We start from the raw sequence: 23,763 nt of genomic DNA, 5'->3' as shown, positions 1-23,763 counted from the left end.
GGAGAAGCTCCTCTTTTTTTCTATTTTTTGGTTGACCAGCGAGCGCTTGGGAACGCGTTGACTGGGAAAGTGAGACCTTCCAGATTCGGTTTCACCAAATAGTTTTGCTGGTAGTGGTAGACTGGAATGAACGGCATTTCATCCATCAAAATGGCTTCTGCCTGGTGAAGCAGTTCCATACGCTTGTTCGGGTCTTGCTCAACTTTTGCCGCCATATTCAACTGATCATACTCTTTGTTCACCCAACCAGTACGGTTGTTCGGGCTTTCACCCAAATAGTAGTCCAGGTTAAATGCAGGGTCGTTGATTTGACCTACCCAGCCCATACGGCCCATTTGATAGTTCTTTTGTTTCGTTGTATCCAGATACACTTTCCACTCTTGGTTTGTCATTTTCACTTCTACGCCCAAGTTTTTCTTGAGCATTTCTTGGATCGCTTGTGCAATTTTCTTGTGGCTTTCATCGGTGTTGTACATGAGTGTAACGTCTGGCAGTGTGGACCAGCCTTCTTCTTGCATACCTTCAGCCAGCAACTTCTTCGCTGCTTCGTAATCTTCTTTGAAGTAGTCTCCGCCCTCTTCACGGAAGTCTTTTCCGTTTGGTTGTACCGCTCCGCGAGGTACCATGGAGTAGGCTGGCGTCTCTCCACCTTGGCTTACCATTTCGGACAGCGCTTTACGATCGAGCGACATTGCGAAAGCTTTACGGACTTTTTTATTCGTAAACGGTTCTTTCGTTACGTTAAACATGTACATGTACGTACCATAGTAAGGAACGGATTTGAAATCTGGGCTCGATTTTTCTTGCGCGAGGATGTCAGACGGCATCTCTTTGTTGAAGTCGAGCTCGCCACTCTTGTACATCTGATAGGCAGTCGTGGCGTCATTCACCATTTTCCAGGTGATCTTATCCATTTTTACGTCAGCTTTGTTCCAATAATGCTCGTTTTTTTTAATTACGAGCTCGGAGTCATGCTTCCAGGAAACGAGCTTGTAAGCGCCGTTGGAGATGTAGCTGTCCGCATCTGCTGCCCATTTTGGATTCGCTTCTGCCTGCTTCTTGTTGATTGGGTGCCAGTAACGGGTAGCCAGCATTTTGTCAAAGTACGAGGTAGGTGCGACCAGCTCGATTTCGAGCGTTTTTGCATCGACTGCCTTGATGCCTACATCTTCTGCTTTTCCAGTACCCTTATTGTACGCTTCTCCACCCTTGATGTAGTAGAGCAGATAAGCAGAGGTCGAAGCTGTTGCCGGATCGAGATGCTTCATATACGTGTAGGCAAAATCCTCGGCGGTAACCGGCTCACCATTGGTCCACTTCGCATCATCGCGCAAAATGAACGTATACTTCAGCTTGTCATCCGATAGCTTCACTTCCTTCGCTACTCCCAAGATTGGATTGCCATCCTTGTCCTTGGTGTACAGACCTTCCCCCAAGTGATCCATGATCCAGAAGGACGTCGTATCCGTTGACGTGAGTGGGTTCAAATCTGGTGGCTCGGACTTGGCATTGAACACAATTTCTTGTTTGGCAGCAGCGCCTGGGGTAGTGGTACCTCCAGTCGATGTTGACTCGCCACTACCGCCGCAACCAGCTAGAGCCGGAATGACGAGCGAGAGCGACAGGGCAAAGGCAGCTAATTTCTTCACGTTGTTTCCCCCTATATTTTAAGATAGAAAATCGAACTACTGATAGAGATGACAAGCGACCCAATGGTTCGGTGCGGCTTCCTGCCATTCAGGAATCTGTGCCGCGCATTGCTCCATGGCCTTTGGGCATCTTGTTCGGAAAACACAACCGCTTGGAGCGTTGGCAGGACTCGGCAAATCGCCCTGCAAAATGATGCGCTCTCGCTTGATTGTCGGATCAGGAATCGGAATTGAGGACAGTAACGCTTGTGTATATGGATGAAGTGGCTTTGCGTACAGCTCGAAGCTGTTTGCCATTTCTACCATTTTGCCGAGGTACATCACTCCGATTCGCGTGGAAATGTGCTTCACCATGGACAGATCGTGGGCGATAAACAAGTAAGTCAGCCCCCTGTCCTGCTGCAAGTCTTCCAATAGATTCACAACCTGCGCTTGAATCGACACATCAAGCGCTGAAATCGGTTCATCTGCGATGATAAATTCCGGTTCGACCGCAAGTGCTCGGGCAATCCCGATCCGCTGCCTTTGGCCTCCACTGAATTCATGAGGGAATCGGTTCGCATGTTCCTTAGACAAACCAACGAGCTCCAGCAATTCTTTGACCCGATCCGCTCTTGCACCACGAGACAAGCCGTGAATATCCAAGCCCTCCGCAATAATGTCCATGACGGTCATGCGCGGATTCAGACTTGCTTGCGGGTCTTGAAAAATCATTTGGACGTCGCGGTGGAACTGCTCTGCATCTTTCCCTTTTAAGCGGTGTGCATTTTTTCCCTTGAACAAAACTTCTCCATCTGTATTTTCATAGAGGCGAATCATCGTTCTGCCCAACGTCGACTTTCCGCAGCCGCTCTCGCCTACTAGTCCGAGCGTCTCGCCGCGATTAATCGTGAAGGTCACGCCATCGACTGCCTTTAGCGTAATCCCATTACCGATCTCAAAATGCTTTTTTAGATTTTTGACTTCAACCAACGCTTGGCTCATCTACGTCTGCCTCCCTGCTGCCACCAATTCTCCCAGCTTCGGTGCCCGTGGATCATGTAGCCAGCATGCCGCTTGGTGACCCTCGGTGAATGTGGAAGCGTCCGGCATTTGCTGCTCGCATATTTCCATCGCAAACTGACAACGCGGAGCGAACGGACAACCTTTTGGCGGGTGGAATAAATCTGGCGGCGTTCCCTCAATCGGTACCAGGCGTTCCTTTTCCACACCATCGATCCGCGGTAGAGAGCGCATCAAGCCCCATGTGTACGGATGCTTCGGATTTGCGAAAATATCCTCTACCTTGCCTGTTTCCACCACAATTCCTGCATACATAACCACGGCCCGGTGCGCGATTTCTGCTACGACACCCAAGTCATGTGTAATCATCACGATGGAGAGCTGCTGCTTTTCCTGTAATTCTCGGAGCAAGTCCAAGATTTGTGCTTGAATCGTTACGTCCAATGCTGTCGTCGGTTCATCCGCAATGACGAGCTTTGGATTATTGGCGAGTGCAATCGCGATGACGACACGTTGCCGCATTCCTCCGGAAAACTCATGCGGGTATTGATCGACCCGTTTTTCCGGATCGGGGATACCGACCAGTCGAAGCATCTCCATCGCTTTTTTACGCGCCTCTTCTTTGCTGACCTGATGGGTACGAACAAATCCCTCGACGATCTGGGCGCCGACCTTCATCGTCGGGTTCAGTGCCGTCATCGGGTCCTGGAAGACCATTCCGATCTCAGCTCCACGAACCGAAAGCAATTCCTTCTTGCTCATCCCCGTGATAACTTTTCCGTCAAAACGAATTTGACCATCCACGATTCTTCCCGGCGGATTCGGGATCAAGCCCATGATCGCTTGGGCGGTTACACTCTTCCCACAGCCGCTCTCGCCTACTACCGCAAGCGTCTCGCCACGATCAACATGAAAGGTAACTCCCCGTACAGCCTGTACCTCTCCACCGTATGTTTTGAAATGTACGCGGAGGTTTTCTACTTGTAGCAAATGATCCGCCATGTCTGATCCTCCTATCTTCGTGGCGAGGTTACTCGCGAATTCTTGGGTCCAATGCGTCCTGCAAGCCATCACCGAAGACGTTGAAGGCAAACATCGTCAAAGAAATCATCAAGGCCGGGAAGAAAAGTCTCCACCAATCCCCTGTCAAAATGACGCCGAGTGCATCGTTAGTCATCGTGCCCCAGCTAGCGATTGGCGCTTGCACACCCAGCCCCAAGAAACTAAGGAAAGATTCTGCAAATATCGCCGACGGAATGGTAAACGTCAAGTTCACGATGATGACTCCGATTGTGTTCGGAATCAGGTGGCGTAACAAAATGCGAGGGAATTTGGCACCCAGCACTTGCGCAGCCATGATGAACTCCTGGTTTTTCAATTGCAGGATTTGTCCCCGAACGAGGCGAGCCATCCCTACCCAACCGGTTGCGGACAACGCGATGATGATGGTAACAATTCCAGGCTCCATGACAACCATCAGCATGATCACCACGAGCAGGTACGGCAGTCCGTACAAGACCTCGATCAATCGCATGATGATGGTATCGATTCGGTCTCCCTTTTTGCCTCGACCGGCCATGTATCCGGCAATACCGCCGACGGTCACTCCGATGACCAAGTCAATCAACGCTGCCGATATTCCGATAATGAGTGAAATCCGCGCTCCGTACCATGTCCGTGAAAACATATCTCGACCCAGCTCATCTGTTCCGAACCAATGCACGCTCGAAATTTCCTGATTCGCATTCAAGAGACTCTGATCGGAATAGCTGTACGAAACGAGATGTGGACCAATTATCGCCATGGCCATCAGCAAAACAATCAGGGTCAAACCCACCATAGCCAGCTTGTTTCTGACGAGCTTTCTAGTTACTTGTTGAAAATGAGTCAGGCTCGGTCGCATCTGAGCGATCTGTCCATCTGCTTTTTGAGCTCGAGGTCGAAACAACTCATTTACTGATTGATCTACCGCCATTGGCTACCTCCCCCTGCTCGATAGTTTGATTCGTGGATCGATGAACATATAGGCCAGATCAATCAAGAAGATAATGAGCACCAAGATGGCACTGTAGAAAACTGTCGTTCCCAAAATAACGGGATAATCTCGATTGAAAATGCCATCAACGAAGTACTTGCCGATCCCTGGTACCGCAAAAATCTTTTCGACGACGAACGTTCCGGTTAACAACCCCGCGATAAGCGGTCCCATAAACGTGACGATCGGCAAAATAGCGTTACGGATTCCATGCTTGATCACTATCAGAAAAGTCGGAATTCCTTTTGCCTCAGCAGTCCGTATGTAATTCTGGTTCATCACGTCGATCATGCTCGTACGCATATAGCGTGTAATGATGGCTAATGGTCCAAAAGCAAGTGCGAGTGAAGGCAGAACCGAGTGTTTCCAGCTGGTAAGCGTCGCTACTGGGAATAACGGCAATTTGATTGCCAAGTAATTAATGAGCAATGGTGCCATGATGAAGCTGGGTACAGCAATTCCTAATACGGCCAGGACCATTGCCGCATAATCAATCCAGGTATTTCGGTTTAATGCCGCAATTGTTCCGAATAAAAGTCCGAAAAAAAGGGCAAACGCTATCGCTTGCAAACCGATCAGTGCAGATGCTCCGAAGCCATCTTTGATCATATCATTGACACCGCGTGTCTCCGACTTAATAGAAGGTCCTAAATCGAGCATGACCAAACTTTTTAGATAAAGTAAATACTGCATCGGCAGCGGTTCATCTAGATTGTATTTGGCACGCAGATTCAGCAAAATTTGCTCGGGCAACTGATCTGACTCTGACGCGAATGGATCACCAGGGATCATATGCATCAGGCTAAAGGTCAACGTTACAATGATCCACAAGGTGAGTACCATCATCAGAATTCTTTTAAGTAAATAACGTGACATCTTATAAGAGCCCCCTAGTCCAGACTTGCAAAAAGATTAAGAAAATTCAACGTACCCTCCTTTTAAGAAACCTTTAACGGAAATTGACCTAAAACATTCCTTAATTCAACAATATAGTGCCGTAATTATTTAATGTCAATTCTGATTTTTTTATTTTTTAAATCGATTCATAAAGGAATTTGCTGAAAGTTGTCAAATATACAACTATTAATACGGAAATTTTCCCTAAACCATCCCTATTTAAAACTTCGTGGTCGCTACAGCTCCCATGCCCAACTGATGGGTTATATTCTATCTATATAAGAAAGACTGGCATACTAGAATGCCGAAAAAGGATGGATCTCCTTCCTGACGAATTGTTTATCCCGTAGTTTAACTTTTTTGGAGGACATTTTGATGATAAAAGTTAGCATAGTCGGTCCAAAAGATTCAGTAGATGCAATGGTAGCTGTAGGACGTGAGTTTTCCGATCACATCCTGCTCACCTCCTTTATTTATCAAGGAGTGGAACAAGTACCTGTCTATGTAGCCGAAAATGATATGGAAACAGACATCTGGTTCTTCTCTGGAGTCGCCCCCTACTCGATGGCAAAAGCGCATATTGGCAAGAAAAAAGCCTTTTATCCGCAAGTCAATTCAAGTGTCCTGACCAAAGCATTACTCGAATTGGTATACCGCGATGGTTTTTCTTTAGATCGCGTGAGCTTCGATACCATTTCGGAAGCGCATTTTCGTGAGACTTTAGAGGAATTGGGCCTGCACTGTGAGAATCCATACCTAAAGCCGTATAAAGAATTCAGAAAGAGATCTGAATTGGTAGCCTATCACACCCGCCTTATCCAGGAAGGCAAGGTAGATGCTTGTGTCACGGGAACGCTTTTCGTCACCGAAGAATTAAAGCGACAAGGAATCAGAGTATACCGAATGGGCTTCACCCGCTTTATATTTCGAGAGATTTTCAAGCAAATTCTGCAAGAGGGTGAAACGCTCCACTTCAAACGCTCCCAAATTGCTGTTCAATTGATTGAGGTATCCGACATGGAAAAGCTCGTAAATGAACCTGCAAACGCGTACGAGCTACGGCGCCTCGACTTGAAGCTGCAAGAGCTCGTACTCGATTACACAGAGTCGATTTCCGGTAGCTTCGTCGCGGTAGGCAATTCCAAGTTCATTATTTTTTCCACCCGCGGATCGTATGAAGACAATCCAGAATTTCACCCCACGATCCTTTTGGAAAAAATCAAGCTGCTCACCCATTCGCATGCGAATATGGGAATCGGTTTTGGTGTCACAGCATTGTCTGCAGAGCGCAATGCACAGCTCGCTCTCGGTCACGCCAAAAACCATAAGGATGCCGTGATCCTCGTTGACCATGACGGTTCCATTGAAGGACCGCTGCGTCAGTCGAACAGTATCAGCTACGAATATTGGACACAGGACAAAGAAATTAGCGAAAATCTGAAAAAAGCCGGTGTCAGCATTACGACGTTTAACAAAATCCTCTCTGTCCAAAAAGCGCTGGGGCAAAAATATATCAGCGCTTCGATGATCGCAGAATGGATGGGCATGACCCCTCGCAATGCGCGAAGAATCTTAAGTGACTTGGCAGAGCACAACATTATCGAACTCATTGGGGAAGAGACGCCAACGAACCGGGGGCGCCCACGGAAGATTTATCGTATACTCCCCTCCCCACAAACTACTTAATTGTTTCTCCATGAGAAAGGTGTAAGCTTGTGATTTCCATACGAATAGGAGGTCATACACATGCCCGTTCATCCACAGATTCAACAAATATTAGACGTCTTCAACCGCTCACGCCATGATGTTGATTTCAACCAATTGACACCACAGATTATGCGAATGGCGACTGATCAAAATCGAGATTCAGGCGTGGTACGTGAACAGGTAAAAAAGGTAGAGGATTTATCGCTTCCCTTAGAAGGTCGTTCTATTCCGATTCGCATATACACACCAGAAGGACAGGCACCCTTCCCTGCACTCGTGTACTATCATGGAGGCGGATTCGTGATCGGCAATCTCGAAACGGTAGACTCGGTATGTCGCAACTTCGCAAATAACGCAAAATGCGTGGTCATTTCTGTCGATTATCGGCTCGCTCCTGAACATCCTTTTCCTGCAGGATTGGAAGATGCCTATGATTCTCTCCTATTTATTTCTGACCATGCTGATCAGTTTGGGATTGACCGATCGCGGATAGCGGTAGGCGGAGATAGCGCCGGAGGAAATTTTGCCACAGTCGTGAGTCTCATGGCTAAAGAGCGACAGGGCCCGCCTATCGTTTTTCAATTATTAATCTATCCAGCCGTAGGAATTGTAGATACCGCTCCTTATCCATCCATGCAGGAAAATGCGAGTGGCTATTTGATGGATGTGGAATTGCTGAATTGGTTCCTCTCTCATTATCTACCACCTGCCGATCTCCAAAATCCATATCTTGATCCGATCAACGGAGCCGATCTCACTGGTCTGCCTCCTGCCATGGTGATTACAGCCGAATACGACCCTTTGCGAGATGGCGGAAAAACGTATGCAGACAAGCTACGCGATAGCAGTGTCGATGTCCTCTATCGAAATGAACAAGGCTTGATCCATTCCTTTATCGGATTCCATACCTCTATCAAGCAAGCGCAAGAATCGTTGGATGAGATGTCGGCACAATTACGAAAAGCATTCAAAATGTAGGCCATCTTGGATAAACAAAGCGTAAGCCTGCGAACAGAGGATGTTCCTCTCCTTTCTCGACTGCTTGCGCTTCCTTTTTTCCAGAGCGCCATGTTCCAAGGAAAGAAGGGGATTTTCTTTGGAAAGGGGAAATTGTTAAACATCAACATGATGGGAAGGGTGAAATCATTGACTAGACATACAGACGACAAAGTGACCATTCGCTTCGTTCGTATCGAGGATGCGGCAGCCATTTTATCTTTGCAGCGTGATGTGGTTTATGAAGGTGAATATTTTATTGCTGTTTCCGAAGAATTCGACAAAACCATGGAGCAGCAGCTTGAGTGGATACAAAACATCATCGACAATGACAGGGGAACCATGTTCGTAGCGGAAATAAACGGTGAATTGGCTGGCATGGTCGTGTTCGTTTCTCCGGCTCGCCAACGTTTGACTCATACAAGTTCGATCACGATGATGATCCAGAAAGCTCACAGAAATAAGGGCATCGGCAAGGTTTTATTGAAGGAATTGTTAGCTTGGGCTGAGCAACATCCGCTCATTGAAAAAGTGAGCTTAGGGGTGTTCTCCAACAATCTGAGAGCGATTGCTTTATACAAAAGCCTTGGATTTGAGGAAGAAGGACGAAAAGTGAAAGAATTCAAGCTGGCTGAGAATGAATACGCAGATGATGTCCTGATGTACAAATTCGTATAGCGTCCATTCGTATTCCTTCCATGCAAAAAAGGACCTTCGCATCAGGTCCTTTTCTTATGAGCAAGTAAGCTCTATACCGATTTAGATGGCTGAACAGATTGTTTCTTTTGAACACTGGCAACAATCACACCCACGACGATCAACAAAGAGCCTCCGATTTGAATCGACGTCACCTGCGAACCAAGTAGTAAAAACCCGACCAGCATCGCTACAAAGGGCTGCAAGTTAAGAAAAATAGCTGCTTTGCCCGTCCCTACCACTTTTAATTGTTGATTCCATACGATTCCACATATTCCTTGCATAAGGATCGCGGTCAAAATGAGCATCGCCCATGCCCACACTTCGTGACTAATCTGCGCCCCTGGCTCGATCGTCAACAGTGCCGCAGGAGTCAAAAACAAAGTACCAACCGTCGTCGAGTACACGGTGGCAATAAACGGCTGCACGGTTTGCGTCAGTTTGCGAATGATGATCATGGAAGACGAGAATGTGACCATCGCAATCGCAATGAGAAAGACACCTTTGGAAATGGAGAGTCCTGCCCCAATACCGACTACGAAGAATGTTCCCAGGAGAGCCAAGCCAGACCCAATCTTCATACGCAAGGTAAACTGTTCCTTCAAAAACAAAGAGGCCAGCACTGCGGTGACGATCGGCGACAAGGAAAGAATCAACGATGCCGTTGTCGCGTCTGTCGTCAAGAGCCCGTTGAAATAGGCCGTTTGATTCGCCAGCGTCCCGATCAATCCGAGCAATACAAGAAGTCCTAGCTCACGAGCGGTGATTTTCACGAATTTTTTGGTCAGCCACGCGTAAATGATTAGAAACATAGATGTGAAAAGCAAGCGTACATCTGCCAAAAACAGCGGAGGAAACTCTTTGACCAACATGCTTCCAAAAACAAAATTACTGCCCCACAGCGTCACACAAAAAAGCAACAGCAAGTACGACCGAATCATGAATGTTCCTTCTTTCACCCGATGCATTATTCTTTCGTTAGCTATCGTACAGGAGAGTGCGAAAAAAGTCCATGAGCTAATCTGCTATAGTTTGATGGAAATTATGTTTGGTTGTACAGTCCGAACATAATAAAGACCAGCGAACGACTTGGTTCACTGGTCTTCCCTTGTTTTATTGTACCATTTCTTCCAAAGGGGTTTCCTCAGTTGCCTCCAGTGCCCCTTCCATCTGCCCTGCCTCTTCTACTGCCGTCTCTGCCGCTTTCTCTTCCTCTTTCACTTCCGGCTTCTTCTCTGGCTCCGTCGGAGCGATTACACTCGCCACGAGTGCCGCGTATTTTTGCGAGCCTTCCTTATTCGGGTGAACAGCGTCTTTGTAAAAGTAAGAACTTTGCCCTTCACTTGCCGCATACCAATCCACAAGAACGACATGTGGATGGGCTGCAGCCGTTTCCGCCAGCATCTTATTCACGACGCTTTCCCACGGTTTAGGTACGCGAGAGTTGACGAGAATGATTTGCTCGACGCCATCGAGTGATTGCAGCAGCTTATCGAGCTGCCCTTTACTAAAGGCGCCGTTCGAGCCCAATTCAATCACGACGCGGTTTCCCAATTGCCCTTTTGCCTTGAGCTGGGCAATCACCTCAGGAGCTTGCGCCATTTGCCTTCCGATTTTGGCATCCACAACGATTCCTGGCAAAAGCTTCTCCAGGTAAGGAGCCACATCGAGCATGACCGAGTCACCAATGACAGTGATTCCTTTACCAGAGCCAATCGCTTTGATCGGTTCCTGCTTTTGGTCAGGCTGTTTGGAAGCATTCGAATCTTTCTGCTTCTCCACAGGCTTCTGCTTTTGTCCGTTGTTATTTGTCTTCTGCTCGTTTTTCGGTTTTGTTGGTGGAGTAGCTGGTTTTTGAACCGTTTCCGGTTTCTTCTCTACGATTGGCACCTCAGGACCATGTGGCTTGTCGGGGACCTTAGTCTCGGTGACCGTCTGCGTTGGCTGCGGCTGCGTCACATTTCCAGCGGTCGCATCTGATGTGAGCGAAGCGATCCCATAATACGTGACACAAAGAGCAATCGCGCAACCAGTGGCCAATACACGGTTTACCCGTTTTGTTTTCTGTCCGGCCTTATTGGAACGATGCCAGATCCTGCCTAATGCACCGTAACGAATAGGCTCTTCGAGATATTTCCATGACAATGATGCCAGAAAAATACTTGCGAGGAGCTGCAAAACCGCTCCAGGTACCGCCATCCACTCCCTTTCCGCTAAAAACGGAGTCGTCCAAACGATAACAGGGTAGTGCCACAAATAAATCCCGTAAGATCGAACGCCGATCCAGCGCAATGGCTTGCAGCCCATCCATTTCGCCAAGCTGCTTGCAGGATGTGCGAGTACTGCGACCAGCACGGCACTGACTACAGACAAAAGGACTAGACCGCCCTCGTACAAATAATCATCGTATTGATTCGTGTTCCAAATGCTGTACAAAAGAATCCCTAAGCTCAAGAGACCGCTTAGATCAAGCGTAATTCGCGCTTTTTGTGAAATGTTCGTCGTAAGCAAGCGACTCGGCCACATCATGGCGAGTGCGGCACCGATCAATAACCCGAATACCCGTGTGTCCGTTCCGTAATAAACACGACTCGGATCAAGACCTGGCTCATACAAAACGGCCATAAAGATGGCGGATAGTGCAGCCAGCGCCAAAGTAATGATCATGATTGGCCCCCTGCGCTTCAGGAAGCCTAGTCCCAGAGCGAGTACCAGCGGCCAAATGACATAAAACTGTTCTTCTACTGCCAATGACCACAGATGGCCAAGTGGTGAAGGCGGACCGAATTTTTCAAAATAAGATACGTCATGAAAAACAAGCCACCAGTTACTCACGTACAGAACGGCTGCTCCAACATCTCCGCGGATGGTATCCAACTGGTCTGGCGAAAAGATAGCCACCCCTACCACCACCACAAACAGCATGAAGAAAAGCGCTGGGAGCAGTCTTCTGGCACGGCGCAACCAAAAGTCTTTCATGTCGAGTCTGCCATTGCGATTCCATTCTGCAATTAATAAGTCTGTAATTAAATATCCCGATAAAACGAAGAAAATACCGACACCCAGCAATCCCCCGGGTGCCCAGTCGTAATTCAAGTGATAAATAATGACTGCGAGTACCGCCAGCGCACGAAGCCCGTCGATCCCAGCCATGTATCGGCTGCTGGAGCCTTTGATCGGTTCAGGCATGCTGGTGGCCTCCTATCGTTGCATGTTGGCGAGTGATTAATTCGTTCTGATTATTGATTCTTTTCGTACCCATCGTCCTTTTTGTTTTTTTATGGTGATTCTTCGTGCTCGCCATGCAAAACATCTGCATTCTCCCCTTTTACTTCCGTTCTGTTTTCATCATTTGTTGTTGGGGGCAGTCATTACACATCGGGAATTGCGTGCTCTATGAATGCAAAAACCCCTGTTTTTTGGAATCGTGCGAAAACGGGGGTTGGTCTCGTTCATTATCTTTATGGAAAATGAATTCTTCCCATCATCGTTGCCCGTATTCAGGATGTGATGAACTACTCACTATCTCGTTGTTTTTGGTTATCTTACTCCCTTATATATGCACCACACCTTCCTTATAGTGGATGGTATCACAAGGAAATTACCCGGTCCTTGTCTTACGTTAGACTCTTGCTGAATAGTTGTTTGTAACCTGATTATATGACGGTTTCGGGGGATAACTCGTTACAAACTGTTTACATTCTGGCCATGTTTTTTCCCGGTAAAAACGCGGAACAAAAAAAGAAGCTGCTGGTATACGTTCCCCCATCAGCTTCACGATTGTAGATCATCGCAGACCACCACTGTCAGATGCAAAATGCAACGTGTTTACTTGTCACAAAAGATTTACGGATCAACAGCCTGCATCGGTTCGTAATTTTTTGCGAGTTGTATTGACATTCCTGATTGTCATTTGTTGATAAACCTTTGAGCCAATAAGTTTCTGCTTGATGCAATGCCAAATCCAAAAGCTTGTATGTAACGTCTCTTCCAATATGGGAGGAATGGTTGCTTTGGAATCGGTATCCCCCGAAGTAAAGCACATCAACCACGGTCATTCCCCTATCACTACCATTTTCGCCAATCGAAACGGGAAACACAAGACAAAAATAAAATCCCCATCGATTACCAGCACCGACGAGGATTTTCGCTTGATTATCCCAATTTAAATATGATGAGTAAACAAATAATTCAAGAAAAAACCACCGCTGACAACCGCAATCACCATGCATACGATGCCACTTTTTACCCGTTCGGAAAGCAATCGCATAAATCCAAGACAGAAAAAGACTCCTGTGACCAAAAAGTAAGCGACTCCAACCCAAAAAACATTCCAAGGCAAGCTCGCAAAATCTACATTACCCAAACGTGAACACCATCCCTGTCCGATTCTACTGATTACTTGTATGTACGATACTCCATTATAGCATTTGTTCACGCTTACTTTCCCATTTTGCACAATGCGTAACAGAAGTGTCATACATCCCGTCTTCATGTTTTCTACACAATCGTTTGGTACGCTTTCTCCAACAGCTCAAAGGAGGAAAAGTGCACATGAACAAACGGAAAATGCGCCCATGGGCTTATCCCTTGGTTCTAGGTGGCGTTTTGCTGTTATCCGCATGCTCCACTGCCACTGATAATACTACGATGGATCATAATGGACACGACATGAGTTCTTCACCACAAACAACAGCAGAAACGCAACCACAACAAATGTCTGCATCCAGCGACTCGTCGATAGAGGTGCTTACAGGCAATACGTTTACCCTCACAGCAAAAGAAAATATGCTCCACCTCGATGACAAGACCATGAAAAACGCATGGACGTACAATGGAACCGTTCCAGGTCCACAGCTTCGTGTCAAACAAGGGGAAACCATTAGTGTGACGTTGAAAAACGAATTGCCCGAGCCGGTCACCATTCATTGGCATGGCTTACCCGTCCCGAATAACATGGACGGAATCCCTGGCGTGACACAAAATGCCGTAAAACCAAACGAAAGCTTCACCTACAAATTCAAGGTGGATGTTGCCGGCACATACTGGTACCATTCGCACCAAAACAGCGCCAAGCAGGTAGACAAAGGCTTGTATGGTTCCCTTGTGGTAGAACCGGCTACACCAGAGCCATCTGATAAGGACTTTACCCTCGTTCTGGATGAATGGATGCAGGACGATAGCATGGCGGAAATGCACGGAAGTGGTATGAGCCACGGCATGAGTACCCCTTCTTCCGATAGCTCGTCCTCTGGTGGTCACAACATGGCCGGTATGGAAATGCCCATGAGTGACGCTGAGATGATGCCGTTGATGTATACGATCTTTTCAGTGAACGGAAAAACAGGCCCGGCAATCCAGCCGCTATCTGTTAAAGAAGGAGAGAAGGTCAGAATCCGCCTGATCAATGCCGGATACTTGAACCACAAGCTGAACCTGCAAGGTCATGAATTTAAAATCGTAGCAACAGACGGGCAACCTATCAATAATCCGCCCCTCGTAGGAGGCCAACTCCTCAATATCGGGCCAGGAGAACGATATGATCTCGAATTTGTCGCAAACAATCCTGGCAAATGGTTATTAGAGGAGCGCAGCACAAATCCAGGCGCCAAATCCCTTGTCGTACCCATCGTCTACGAAGGCTCGGAAACAAAAACAGCCAAATCAGAAGCTGGTGACATGCCAACGATAGACATTACCAAATACGGCGAGGCGGCAAAAAGCAGCTTTACACTAGATCAAAAGTATGACATCACGTATCAAATGGATTTGAACACGGAGACGGCAGATGGAAAAATGGCCTTTACCATCAATGGAAAAACGTTCCCGGATGTCCCTCCGCTCAACGTCAAAAAAGGAAATCTGGTCAAAGTCACGATGGTGAACAAATCACCAAAAGATATCCACCCGATGCATTTGCACGGACATTTCTTCCAAGTATTAAGCAAAAACGGACAGCCTATCACAGGCTCCCCTCTGGTCAAGGATACACTGAACATTTTGCCGGGTGAATCTTATGTAGTCGCCTTTGAAGCTGACAATCCAGGAGATTGGATGTTCCACTGCCACGATTTGGGCCATGCTGCGCAAGGAATGGTATCCGAAGTAAAATATGAAGGCTTCAAGCCAGATTTCGTCGTCGACCCTACTGTCGGCAACATGCCTGAATAACCATAGAAAAAAGCAGGAAGCCACCCGGGCTCCTGCTTTTTTATTACGCCAATACACCGTCCAAAGACGTTTTCCACTCTACGTCAGTCGGAAAAACATCCTGTACTTGCTGTCTCAGCTGGTCATTTTGGCTCAATTGCGGACTCAAGATTGATACCAGACCGCTATCCTCTCTTGAACGGATCAAACGCCCGATGCCTTGACGCAGTCTCAGCAGCATGTAAGGCATATCTACCTCGTCGAAAGGATTCGCTGCACTTTTTCGTTTTGCTGTAAATACTGGATCATTCGGTGGGAATGGCAGTGACCAAATGATCACATTGGACAGCGAAGGCCCCGGAACATCTAGCCCTTCCCACAGGCTCACCGCACAGAGGCTACTTTTCTCGTCGTTTTGGAACTGAGAGATCAGATGGCTGATTTCCGCATCTCCTTCAAATAAGAATCGCAGAACCGTACAGGAAGGCTCGTTTTTGATTGCCGCCTTGAATTGCTGTAATTCCTCCATGGAGGAAAACAACAGCAGTGCACTACCCGCTGATTTTTGTAGCAATTGGGTAGCCTGTCTCATTTTTTCCGCAAAGGAGTCGGTCGCAGAGAGTGTCGGTACGTAAACCTCCATTTGCTTGTCGTACTCGTACGGAGAAGCCACCGAGAAAGACAGGTATTGCTCAATGCCCAAGCTGTCCGCTACATACTTAAACGTTCCATCAACAGATAGAGTCGCTGACGAAAAGACTATCGGCATCTTTTGTGAGAATACACGCTCTTCCAGTACTTCCTGCACCTTTTTTGGCATGACGACCAAGGTTGGCCCTGTAATCTCTTCACTCATCCAGGAAATGACGTGATCGGGGTCTTGGAATAATCCCAGTGCTAGCTGCATCATTTCCAGATGCTCTTCGACAATTCGCAGCTGGAACTCGTCCAATGTATATAGACCACCCTCTAACGCCAGCTCTTCTTCAATCCAACTGACGAGATTTGTAAAACGGTGGATGGTTGCAATGAGTTCCGGATGAAAGTGGATTTCTTTACGGTTGGAGCCCATCACAGCCTTGCTCTCTTCGTTCAATAGGGAGAACATCTCCTCGCTCTGAGCAATGGCTTCTTCAATGGCAATGGCGAGCTCTTCCCTGATCTCACCCTTCAAGACACGCGTAATCGTTTCTTCGAACACGGAGTGATTCAGCTTGTACGTCAATGCTTTTTGGGCAGCAGGCTCCAGCAGATGACCCTCGTCAAAAATGACCGAGCTATGCGGTGGCAGCAATGGTAGCTGACCTCCGCGCTTGCGGATCTCATAAGTCCACACATGCTCCATATAAAAGTCATGGGAGCAAATGATCAAATCAGCTGATTGACGGTAATGATTTCTGGAAAGGGTCTGCCCACAGCGGTGCTGTCTGTCGCACACAAAACAATCCTGAAAAGTATCCCAGTTCATCTGCGCCCATTCTTGGTCATCCAGGTCAGGATATGTGCTGCGATCCCCGTATGGATAAAACGACTGCAAGGCCTCATGTGTATGAACAAACGAAGGCAGCTCTTGATAAATATGCTGGAAAGCTTCCCCTGTCTCAGGCTGGAATCTCGCCTCATCCAGCTTGCGCAAACAGACATATTGGTCCGGAGATTTTCCGAGTCTCGCGTCAATCGTCAGGTTGAGATGGCGAGCCAGTTTGGCAATATCGCCTTCCGGTTTTACGAGCTGCTCAATCAGCGACTCATTCGCACAGGCAATGATGGCGGGCTTTCTCGTATATCGTGCATAGCAGATGGCGTACAGCAAGTAAGCCAATGTTTTTCCCGTACCTACTCCCGCCTCTGCAAAAATCGTTTGCTTTTCTATAAAAGCCCGTTCAAGCTGAAAGGCCATGTAGATTTGCTCATCACGCACCTCGAATCCAGCCTCAGGCAATACTTCATAAAAAACGTCCGCTACCCAATCACTCACCTGAGAGATGAACGGCTGGGACGGATCGTAGGCAAAAGGATAACGTTCCAATTGTGACCGGCCTCCAATAATGAAAAGAATCGTCAAGCATAGATGCCAACATGTTATGATGACATGTCTTGACGATAAACACAATACAGATGAGAGAAAAAACCATTCCTTTTCGTGGTAAGATAAGGATGGTAGAAAAGTAGAATGAAACAGGAGTGAACAAGCCAATGGAAAAAGTAATGTTTATTGAAATAGGAATGGGTATCGACATGCATGGACAAAACGTCACCAAAGCCGCAGTCCGCGCTGTTCAAAATGCCATCCATCATAATTCGATGCCTGGACTGCGTTCTGTCCTGCCAGGAAACGATATCCATAACATGAAAGTAAATGTGAGACTGGCCGTTCCTGCTGACAAGGACAAGCTCGACTTGGAAACGGTTCGTAAAGCACTGCCTTACGGGGAAGTCTCCTTCGAAATCGTCGATGGCGGCATGCTGACGAGCAGTGGCGTCGTGATCGCTGAAAAAGAAGACAAGAACGACCTTGCCTATATCGTCATTGCTTCGGTAGAGGTAGGATACTAGAATACCGGCTCATCCACTACATGTGGGTGAAACTGATAACGCTCCATCTCTATTTCTCCTGCTGCTGACACGACTATCCCTTCGCTTTCCAACGCCATTTTTTGCAGCGTGGACGAATCCAAATCTTGCAATCCGATCTTTCCTTGGGCGTTGATGACCCGATGCCAAGGAAGCTTGTGCTTTTTGGACATGGAATGAAGGATGCGAACGATTTGTCTGGCAGCTCTCGGACTCCCGGCCAACGCAGCAATTTGCCCGTACGTCATGACATGGCCCGCTGGAATCCCGGCAATGATTTTTAGTGCGCGCTGCGTAAATTCGGTCATGATGACTACTCCTTCTTGCTTGATCAAATCAAAAGGCTTGTGATTCCTTGTAATCACAAGCCTTTTCTTCTTTTATCAGGTTAAAACAGTCTTTCCAGCTCGTCAACCAGACTGCCTACGTATGCGACAGCCTCGCGGATTGGCTGCGGATCTGACATATCCACGCCAGCTTTTTTCATTAGCTCCAGCGGCGTTAGTGTTCCCCCGGCTTTGAGCACCTCGATCCAACGATCAACGGCAGGCTGTCCCTCTTGTTTGATGCTCGCTGCCATTGCTGTAGAAGCGGTCAAACCAGCTGCGTAAGTGTACGGATACAGCCCCATGTAATAGTGCGGTTGGCGCATCCATGTAAGACTCGCGGCAGCGTCCAGATCAACGGCATCACCCCAGAAGTCTGCGAGCACTTGCCCTTTCCATTCGGAGAGCTGTTTGGCAGTCAATGGTACGTCTTTTTGCGCTGCTTCGTACACTTTTCGTTGCATTCTCGCTTCTAGCAGATGCGTGACAAAGTTGTGGTAGTACGTATTCATCAATTGCAAAATGACCCAACGCTTCAGACGAGGATCGTCGGATTGCTCGACGATGTTCTGCGCTAGCAAGAGCTCATTGAGTGTAGAAGGCGCTTCGATAAAGTACAGCGATGGACGAGAGTTCGTAAAGCTTTGCTCTCTTGTCGCCAGCATAAAATGTCCGCAATGCCCCAGCTCATGAGCCAGCGTGAAAGCACTGCGCATATTACCCGACCACGTGATGAGAATGTACGAGTGCTTGCTGTATGTCGTTGAGCAGAAAGCACCTGTCGATTTGCCCACGTTGTCTACGTAGTCGATCCAGCGTTCATTCAGTGCTTTTTCCATAATCGCTGTGTACTCTGGTCCCATCACTTGCAAGGATGCCAATATCTTTTGTCCAGCTTCTTCAATCGTAACAGGGGGGCTGAATTCTGGATCAAGCGGTGCCTTCAAATCACAAAAGGCAAGTTTTTCGAGGCCGAGCTCTTTTGCTTTGAGCTTCGCATAGCGTCGCATGTGCGGAGCAAGTTCATTCCCGATGATATCCAGGATGTTGTGGTACATATCCAGTGTAACTTGCTGTGGCTTAAGCAGCATGTCCGTTACGGTCTCATAGCCACGCAGACGAGACATGACGGTTTGTTTTTTCACCTCTGTCGCGTATACCGCAGCGAAGGAGTTTTGGTATGAAGCGAGTGTCTTCGAGAAAGATTCGTACGAAGCACGGCGCAGCGTTGTATCGGACGACATTTCATAATCTGTCTCAAATAGCGCGAAGGATACTGGACGTTCATTTCCCTCGCCATCATTGACGGGTGCAAATGACATGTCCGAAAGCTTTCCGCGTGCATATATGTTGTATGGTGCAGAGAAAACCTCGCCCATCGCCGCAAACGCTTCTTCGGTCTCGGCAGACAGTCGGTACGGCTTTGTTTCCAGCAAATCATTCAAGCTTTTGCGGAAAATTTCGAGTCCTGATTCTTCCTTCAAGAAGCTCTCGATTTTTCCTTCAGGCAAAGCCAAAATCTCGGAAGGTATAAAAGAAAGCGCAGCGTTCAGCTGGGACAATACATCCCCTACCCGTGCAGAGTTTGCTTGGTTTTGTGGATTCGTCCCGTCTTCAGACGACCGCAGTCTGGCATACGTTGCTGCGATATTCGCCCGAACATTGATCGCCTCGTTTGCCTCCAAGCATGCCAACAACGCCTCTCCACTCGTATGCAGCTGACCTTTGAATGCAGTGACGACAGGCAGATGCTGTACAATTTCTGCTAATTCTTGCTCCCACGCTTCCTGGTTCTCAAACAGATCGTTCAGGTTCCACGTATACTCGACAGCGACTTGATCACGTGTCTGTCTTGTCTTCACTCTGACTGCCTCCTTTAGTTCGGCCAATAAAATATTTTTTATGTAATAAAATTGCCTTTTCATTTGAATTTTCCTACAATTAACCAAAATAAACAAGTGGATAACTTGCTCGAATTAGGCCGTAATCTGTCTTTTTCTGCGCTTTCCTAGGAAATTCTTTCAAATCATAAGCAGGTGATTTCGGAGGGGAAGGTAAAATAGATAGAGTGCAAGTAAGCCTTTTGTTCTTAAAAGGAGGAAATAAGCCATGTCTTTTGAAATCTTGTTTGACCGTTACGCTGATCTGGCTGTGAAAGTCGGCGTGAACGTACAGCCTATGCAAACGTTAGTAGTAACAGCTCCGCTATCTACTGCTCCATTTGTGAGAAAGGTAGCCAAAAAAGCGTATGAAGCGGGTGCCAAGCACGTACATATTGAGTGGACCGACGATGAACTCACACGGATGAAATATGATTTGGCTCCTGATGAAGCGTTTCGTGAATACCCGCAATGGAAGGTACAGGGATTAGAGGAAATGGCGGAAAATGGCGCGGCGTTTCTCTACATTTCTGCAGCGAATCCCGATTTGCTGAAAGGGGTAAGTCTTGACCGCATTTCTACTGCCAACAAAACAGCTGGTCAAGCTCTCCATAAATTCCGCAGCTATACCATGTCCGATAAAGTGAGCTGGTGCGTGCTTGCAGTTCCATCACCTGCATGGGCCGCTATGGTTTTCCCTCATTTGCCACAAGAGGAACAGGAGCTTGCTCTGTGGGATGCGATCTTCCGCGCCACTCGCGCAGATATGGATGACCCTGTCCAAGCTTGGCATGACCATCATGCGACACTGAACAGCAAGGTAGATCAGCTAAATGCCAAACAGTACCGCTACCTTCATTACGAAGCTCCTGGTACCAACCTGACGATTGAGCTGCCTGCCAACCACATTTGGATTGGCGGCGGGAGCGTAAATAAAGATGGTGCCTCCTTCATGGCCAATATGCCGACAGAAGAAGTATTCACCGCGCCATTAAAAGAAGGCGTCAACGGAACCGTTCGCAGCACCAAGCCTTTGAGCTATCATGGGAATTTGATCGAGAACTTTACGCTGACTTTTGAAAAAGGAAGAATTGTCTCGGTAACTGCTGAAAAGGGAGAAGAATCCCTAAAGCAATTAATTGAAACAGATGAAGGCTCGCATTATTTGGGGGAAGTGGCCTTGGTTCCTCATCTGTCCCCTATCTCGCAATCAGATATCATTTTCTATAACACGCTCTTTGATGAGAATGCGTCCAACCACTTGGCGATCGGGAACGCCTACAGTGTGAATATTGAAGGTGGCGCTGACATGAGCAATGACGAACTGGCTAGCCGCGGTATCAATATCAGCCTCACTCACGTCGATTTCATGATCGGCTCCGCCGAGATGAACATTGATGGGGAAACAGCTGACGGCAAGCGTGAACCACTCTTCCGCAACGGAAATTGGGCTTGAATCTAACCTGAGAATGGCATAGCGAGAGGCTGGATTTGTGTCATCACCATGACAAATCCAGCCTCGTTCTTTTCTCGGTTACAACAGCTTTTCGCGTAGCTCTTTCAAGAAGGGGAAATAATCGGATACAAGTGTCCCTGCATGGCAAAGGACGCTTTCCCCGTTTCCTCGGAAACAACAATGATCAGTGCATCGCTTTTTTCACTCAACCCCAAAGCAGCACGATGTCTGGTTCCCAGCTTTTTTTCCCCTACCACAACCTGGGATAATGGCAACACATTGGCCGCTGAAATGATATGATTTTCCCGAATCAGGACGGCCCCATCATGCAAAGGGCTGCCCGGATAAAAGATTGACTCCAGCAAGGAATGGCTCATCGTTGCCCCAATCGGTATGCCTGCTTGCAGCAGCAGATCAAGCGGGTCCTCACGTTCAACGACAATCAATGCTCCTTGGCGCCTTTTGGCCAAGTGCTGCACGGCCTTAGATAAATCCAGATATTTTTCCGTATAGGGTGAGAGATAGCACTGTAAATAAAAGGAGGCTGCTACTGTTTCGAGTCGGCTAAACTTCGTCCGTATTTGATCAAACGTCCCGAGCACACATTCGTTTTCATTTTTTAACGCATGTATGCTCTCATCTAACGTAACGGATATTCCCCTCAGCTCTTGCAGCAATTCAGCCTTCAACGATGATGTATCACAGTTAACTTCCAGCATATGAACCCCTCAATTTCAATTTCTCTTCACGCTTCGTTCTTTGTTTGATTGTTCCCCTCCCCATAGGAAATCATTCTATTTCCTAGATGATAATTCCACTACAAACCGGACATAGTAAAACACAAATGATCAACAGCTTATGGAGCGAAACCGACATGATAACGAAATGGAATGAGTTTCTATCCATTGCACAAGAATCGAATGATTTTAAGCATTACCCCCTGCTGAACGAGGAAAGTCCTTTTTTTATTTCGTACTATCAAACCTTAATAAAAACAGAGCTACTGCAAAAAAATCTCTTGCGCCCCATTCAAGAGCGTATGGAAGCAAATGAATCGATCACGGACCTGCGCCACTTTTCCCGCTTTATCTATGTGGAGGATATTATTTATACAGACGACATACAGACAGTCGTCTCCAAAATCATGACAGGCTATGCTGCCATCCAATCGAAAGACAATCTACAGTTCTTCGCCCTCATCAATCTATCCAATCCGACTGAAGGCCTGCGAACTGACAACGACACGGAAAACGAGTTTAGTGTCGTTGGACCAAAGGTTGGCTTTGTTGAAAACATCGATATCAACCTGCATCTTATCCGTCAACAAATCAGCACACCCAAATTAATCATTCGAGAGTTAACCTTAGGGACGCTCTCTCATACGCGCATCGCCGTTGTCTATTTGTCTGGTATTACGAATCCTCAGCACATTGAAACCGTTGAACAAAGACTACAGACGATCGACTTCGATATTATTTTTGATTCATCACAGCTCGATCAAATCATGAGTGATAATTCGAATACTCCTTTCCCACTGTTTCTGTCTACAGAAAGGATTGACCGGGTCATTTATGCGTTAACTCTCGGGCAGATCGTGATTATTTCCGATGCATCTCCGTATGTCATTACCGGTCCAACCACGATTTTTGATTTCTTCATTTCTCCCGAGGATTATTATTTACCGTGGATCTTATCGTCCTTGTTTCGGTTGATTCGTATTTTTGGTGTGCTTTTTTCTATTTTGATGACTCCTGCCTATACGGCGGTTCTCACTTTTCATTTGGAAATGATTCCGCAAGACATGCTGGCTCCGATTATTTTATCGAGGAAGTACGTCCCGTTTCCCCCCGTTTTAGAGGTGCTCTTCTTGGAGCTGACGATCGAGTTCTTGCGAGAAGCAGGTGCAAGGCTCCCGACAAAGGTCGGACAGACTCTTGGAATCGTTGGTGGAATCGTCATTGGTCAAGCATCAGTAGAAGCTGCCTTGACCAGTAATATATTGCTGATCATCGTAGCCCTGTCGGCGCTTGCCTCTTTTACCACCCCCATCTACAAAATGTCAAATACGATCCGTTTCCTGCGCTTTCCGCTCATTATTTTGTCTGGAATTTGGGGAGGGCTTGGGATTGCCATCGGTCTCATGTTCATGCTGACTCATCTTCTTCAGCTTAAATCGTTAGGAACGCCTTACCTGGCTCCGCTTTACCCTTTTCGCAGACGCAGCTTCGCGGACAGCTTCATTCGCTCTTCCTACAGCAGAACAGCCAGAAGGTCTGCTGTTATGCGCGTCATCTCGCAGTGGAGATACGATCCTGACAAGGCCACTCAGAAAAGAGACATTGATGAATAGATGAAGGAGCCATCGAGGAAACCATGATTGCAAAGAGGAAATGGA

19 protein-coding genes are annotated in these 23,763 nt (G+C 47.3%); 7 read left to right on the top strand and 12 right to left on the bottom strand.

What is annotated here, in order from left to right; all coding sequences use genetic code 11:
• Positions 1-20: 20 nt before the first annotated feature.
• Genes ACM6JA_RS15470 through ACM6JA_RS15450 form a run of 5 tightly spaced genes read right to left on the bottom strand, consistent with a single transcriptional unit; the run spans position 21 to position 5,562 of the window.
• The gene (locus ACM6JA_RS15470) at positions 21-1,649 is read right to left on the bottom strand and encodes a peptide ABC transporter substrate-binding protein (protein WP_414852975.1); all 1,629 of its coding nucleotides are present in this window, start codon (positions 1,647-1,649) and stop codon (positions 21-23) included.
• A gap of 36 nt (positions 1,650-1,685) precedes the next feature.
• Positions 1,686-2,633: an ABC transporter ATP-binding protein gene (locus tag ACM6JA_RS15465; protein ID WP_144615848.1), complete on the bottom strand. Its 948-nt coding sequence runs from the start codon at positions 2,631-2,633 to the stop codon at positions 1,686-1,688.
• Positions 2,634-3,653 (bottom strand): ABC transporter ATP-binding protein, encoded by a 1,020-nt coding sequence (locus ACM6JA_RS15460; protein WP_414852974.1) that lies wholly within the window; start codon positions 3,651-3,653, stop codon positions 2,634-2,636.
• A 28-nt stretch (positions 3,654-3,681) separates the two neighbouring features.
• Positions 3,682-4,626, bottom strand: coding sequence for an ABC transporter permease (locus ACM6JA_RS15455; protein ID WP_414852973.1), 945 nt, complete (start codon positions 4,624-4,626; stop codon positions 3,682-3,684).
• Positions 4,627-4,629: 3 nt separating this feature from the next.
• Positions 4,630-5,562 carry an ABC transporter permease gene (locus ACM6JA_RS15450; protein WP_007726455.1) on the bottom strand — a complete coding sequence of 311 codons (933 nt, stop codon included), beginning with the start codon at positions 5,560-5,562 and terminating at the stop codon, positions 4,630-4,632.
• 396 nt (positions 5,563-5,958) lie between these two features.
• Here ACM6JA_RS15450 and ACM6JA_RS15445 point away from each other — a divergent pair, with 396 nt between their 5' ends.
• The 3 genes from ACM6JA_RS15445 to ACM6JA_RS15435 all read left to right on the top strand — a co-directional run bounded on the left by ACM6JA_RS15445 (position 5,959) and on the right by ACM6JA_RS15435 (position 8,964).
• The gene (locus ACM6JA_RS15445) at positions 5,959-7,269 is read left to right on the top strand and encodes a hypothetical protein (RefSeq protein ID WP_414852972.1); all 1,311 of its coding nucleotides are present in this window, start codon (positions 5,959-5,961) and stop codon (positions 7,267-7,269) included.
• Between the two features lie 60 nt (positions 7,270-7,329).
• Entirely contained in the window at positions 7,330-8,268 is a 939-nt protein-coding gene (locus tag ACM6JA_RS15440) for an alpha/beta hydrolase (RefSeq protein ID WP_414852971.1), read from the top strand.
• A 168-nt stretch (positions 8,269-8,436) separates the two neighbouring features.
• Positions 8,437-8,964, top strand: coding sequence for a GNAT family N-acetyltransferase (locus ACM6JA_RS15435; RefSeq protein ID WP_414853138.1), 528 nt, complete (start codon positions 8,437-8,439; stop codon positions 8,962-8,964).
• A 71-nt stretch (positions 8,965-9,035) separates the two neighbouring features.
• On the opposite strand, the gene ACM6JA_RS15430 is transcribed toward ACM6JA_RS15435, so the two are convergent.
• The 3 genes from ACM6JA_RS15430 to ACM6JA_RS15420 form a co-directional block, all read right to left on the bottom strand.
• Positions 9,036-9,923, bottom strand: a complete 888-nt coding sequence (locus tag ACM6JA_RS15430; protein WP_414852970.1) for a DMT family transporter — start codon at positions 9,921-9,923, stop codon at positions 9,036-9,038.
• A gap of 172 nt (positions 9,924-10,095) precedes the next feature.
• Positions 10,096-12,171 (bottom strand): acyltransferase family protein, encoded by a 2,076-nt coding sequence (locus ACM6JA_RS15425; protein WP_414852969.1) that lies wholly within the window; start codon positions 12,169-12,171, stop codon positions 10,096-10,098.
• A gap of 976 nt (positions 12,172-13,147) precedes the next feature.
• Entirely contained in the window at positions 13,148-13,462 is a 315-nt protein-coding gene (locus ACM6JA_RS15420; RefSeq protein ID WP_414852968.1) for a hypothetical protein, read from the bottom strand.
• A gap of 74 nt (positions 13,463-13,536) precedes the next feature.
• Here ACM6JA_RS15420 and ACM6JA_RS15415 point away from each other — a divergent pair, with 74 nt between their 5' ends.
• On the top strand, positions 13,537-15,153 hold the full coding sequence (locus ACM6JA_RS15415; protein WP_414852967.1) for a multicopper oxidase family protein: 1,617 nt from the start codon (positions 13,537-13,539) through the stop codon (positions 15,151-15,153).
• A 43-nt stretch (positions 15,154-15,196) separates the two neighbouring features.
• On the opposite strand, the gene ACM6JA_RS15410 is transcribed toward ACM6JA_RS15415, so the two are convergent.
• On the bottom strand, positions 15,197-17,161 hold the full coding sequence (locus ACM6JA_RS15410) for an ATP-dependent DNA helicase (RefSeq protein WP_414852966.1): 1,965 nt from the start codon (positions 17,159-17,161) through the stop codon (positions 15,197-15,199).
• A 167-nt stretch (positions 17,162-17,328) separates the two neighbouring features.
• Here ACM6JA_RS15410 and ACM6JA_RS15405 point away from each other — a divergent pair, with 167 nt between their 5' ends.
• Entirely contained in the window at positions 17,329-17,688 is a 360-nt protein-coding gene (locus tag ACM6JA_RS15405) for a Lin0512 family protein (RefSeq protein ID WP_048032795.1), read from the top strand.
• Here ACM6JA_RS15405 and ACM6JA_RS15400 read toward each other — a convergent pair.
• Both ACM6JA_RS15400 and pepF read right to left on the bottom strand, forming a co-directional pair.
• Positions 17,685-18,014 (bottom strand): MGMT family protein, encoded by a 330-nt coding sequence (locus ACM6JA_RS15400; protein ID WP_414853137.1) that lies wholly within the window; start codon positions 18,012-18,014, stop codon positions 17,685-17,687. The two genes, ACM6JA_RS15405 and ACM6JA_RS15400, sit on opposite strands and share 4 nt — an antisense overlap.
• Before the next feature lie 80 nt (positions 18,015-18,094).
• A complete protein-coding gene (gene pepF / locus ACM6JA_RS15395; RefSeq protein ID WP_414852965.1) occupies positions 18,095-19,894 on the bottom strand; it encodes an oligoendopeptidase F in 1,800 nt (599 codons plus the stop codon).
• Positions 19,895-20,141: 247 nt separating this feature from the next.
• On the opposite strand from pepF, the gene ACM6JA_RS15390 reads away from it, so the two are divergent.
• Positions 20,142-21,368: an aminopeptidase gene (locus ACM6JA_RS15390; protein ID WP_414852964.1), complete on the top strand. Its 1,227-nt coding sequence runs from the start codon at positions 20,142-20,144 to the stop codon at positions 21,366-21,368.
• Between the two features lie 104 nt (positions 21,369-21,472).
• On the opposite strand, the gene cdaS is transcribed toward ACM6JA_RS15390, so the two are convergent.
• Positions 21,473-22,087, bottom strand: coding sequence for a sporulation-specific diadenylate cyclase CdaS (cdaS, locus tag ACM6JA_RS15385; protein WP_414852963.1), 615 nt, complete (start codon positions 22,085-22,087; stop codon positions 21,473-21,475).
• Positions 22,088-22,242: 155 nt separating this feature from the next.
• On the opposite strand from cdaS, the gene ACM6JA_RS15380 reads away from it, so the two are divergent.
• Positions 22,243-23,718 carry a spore germination protein gene (locus ACM6JA_RS15380; RefSeq protein ID WP_414852962.1) on the top strand — a complete coding sequence of 492 codons (1,476 nt, stop codon included), beginning with the start codon at positions 22,243-22,245 and terminating at the stop codon, positions 23,716-23,718.
• Positions 23,719-23,763 lie beyond the last annotated feature (45 nt).

Source organism: Brevibacillus sp. IT-7CA2 (assembly GCF_949767855.1).
Lineage (GTDB): Bacteria > Bacillota > Bacilli > Brevibacillales > Brevibacillaceae > Brevibacillus.
Note: the sequence above shows the minus strand (reverse complement) of the source record. Positions and strands in the feature narration are given on the sequence as shown.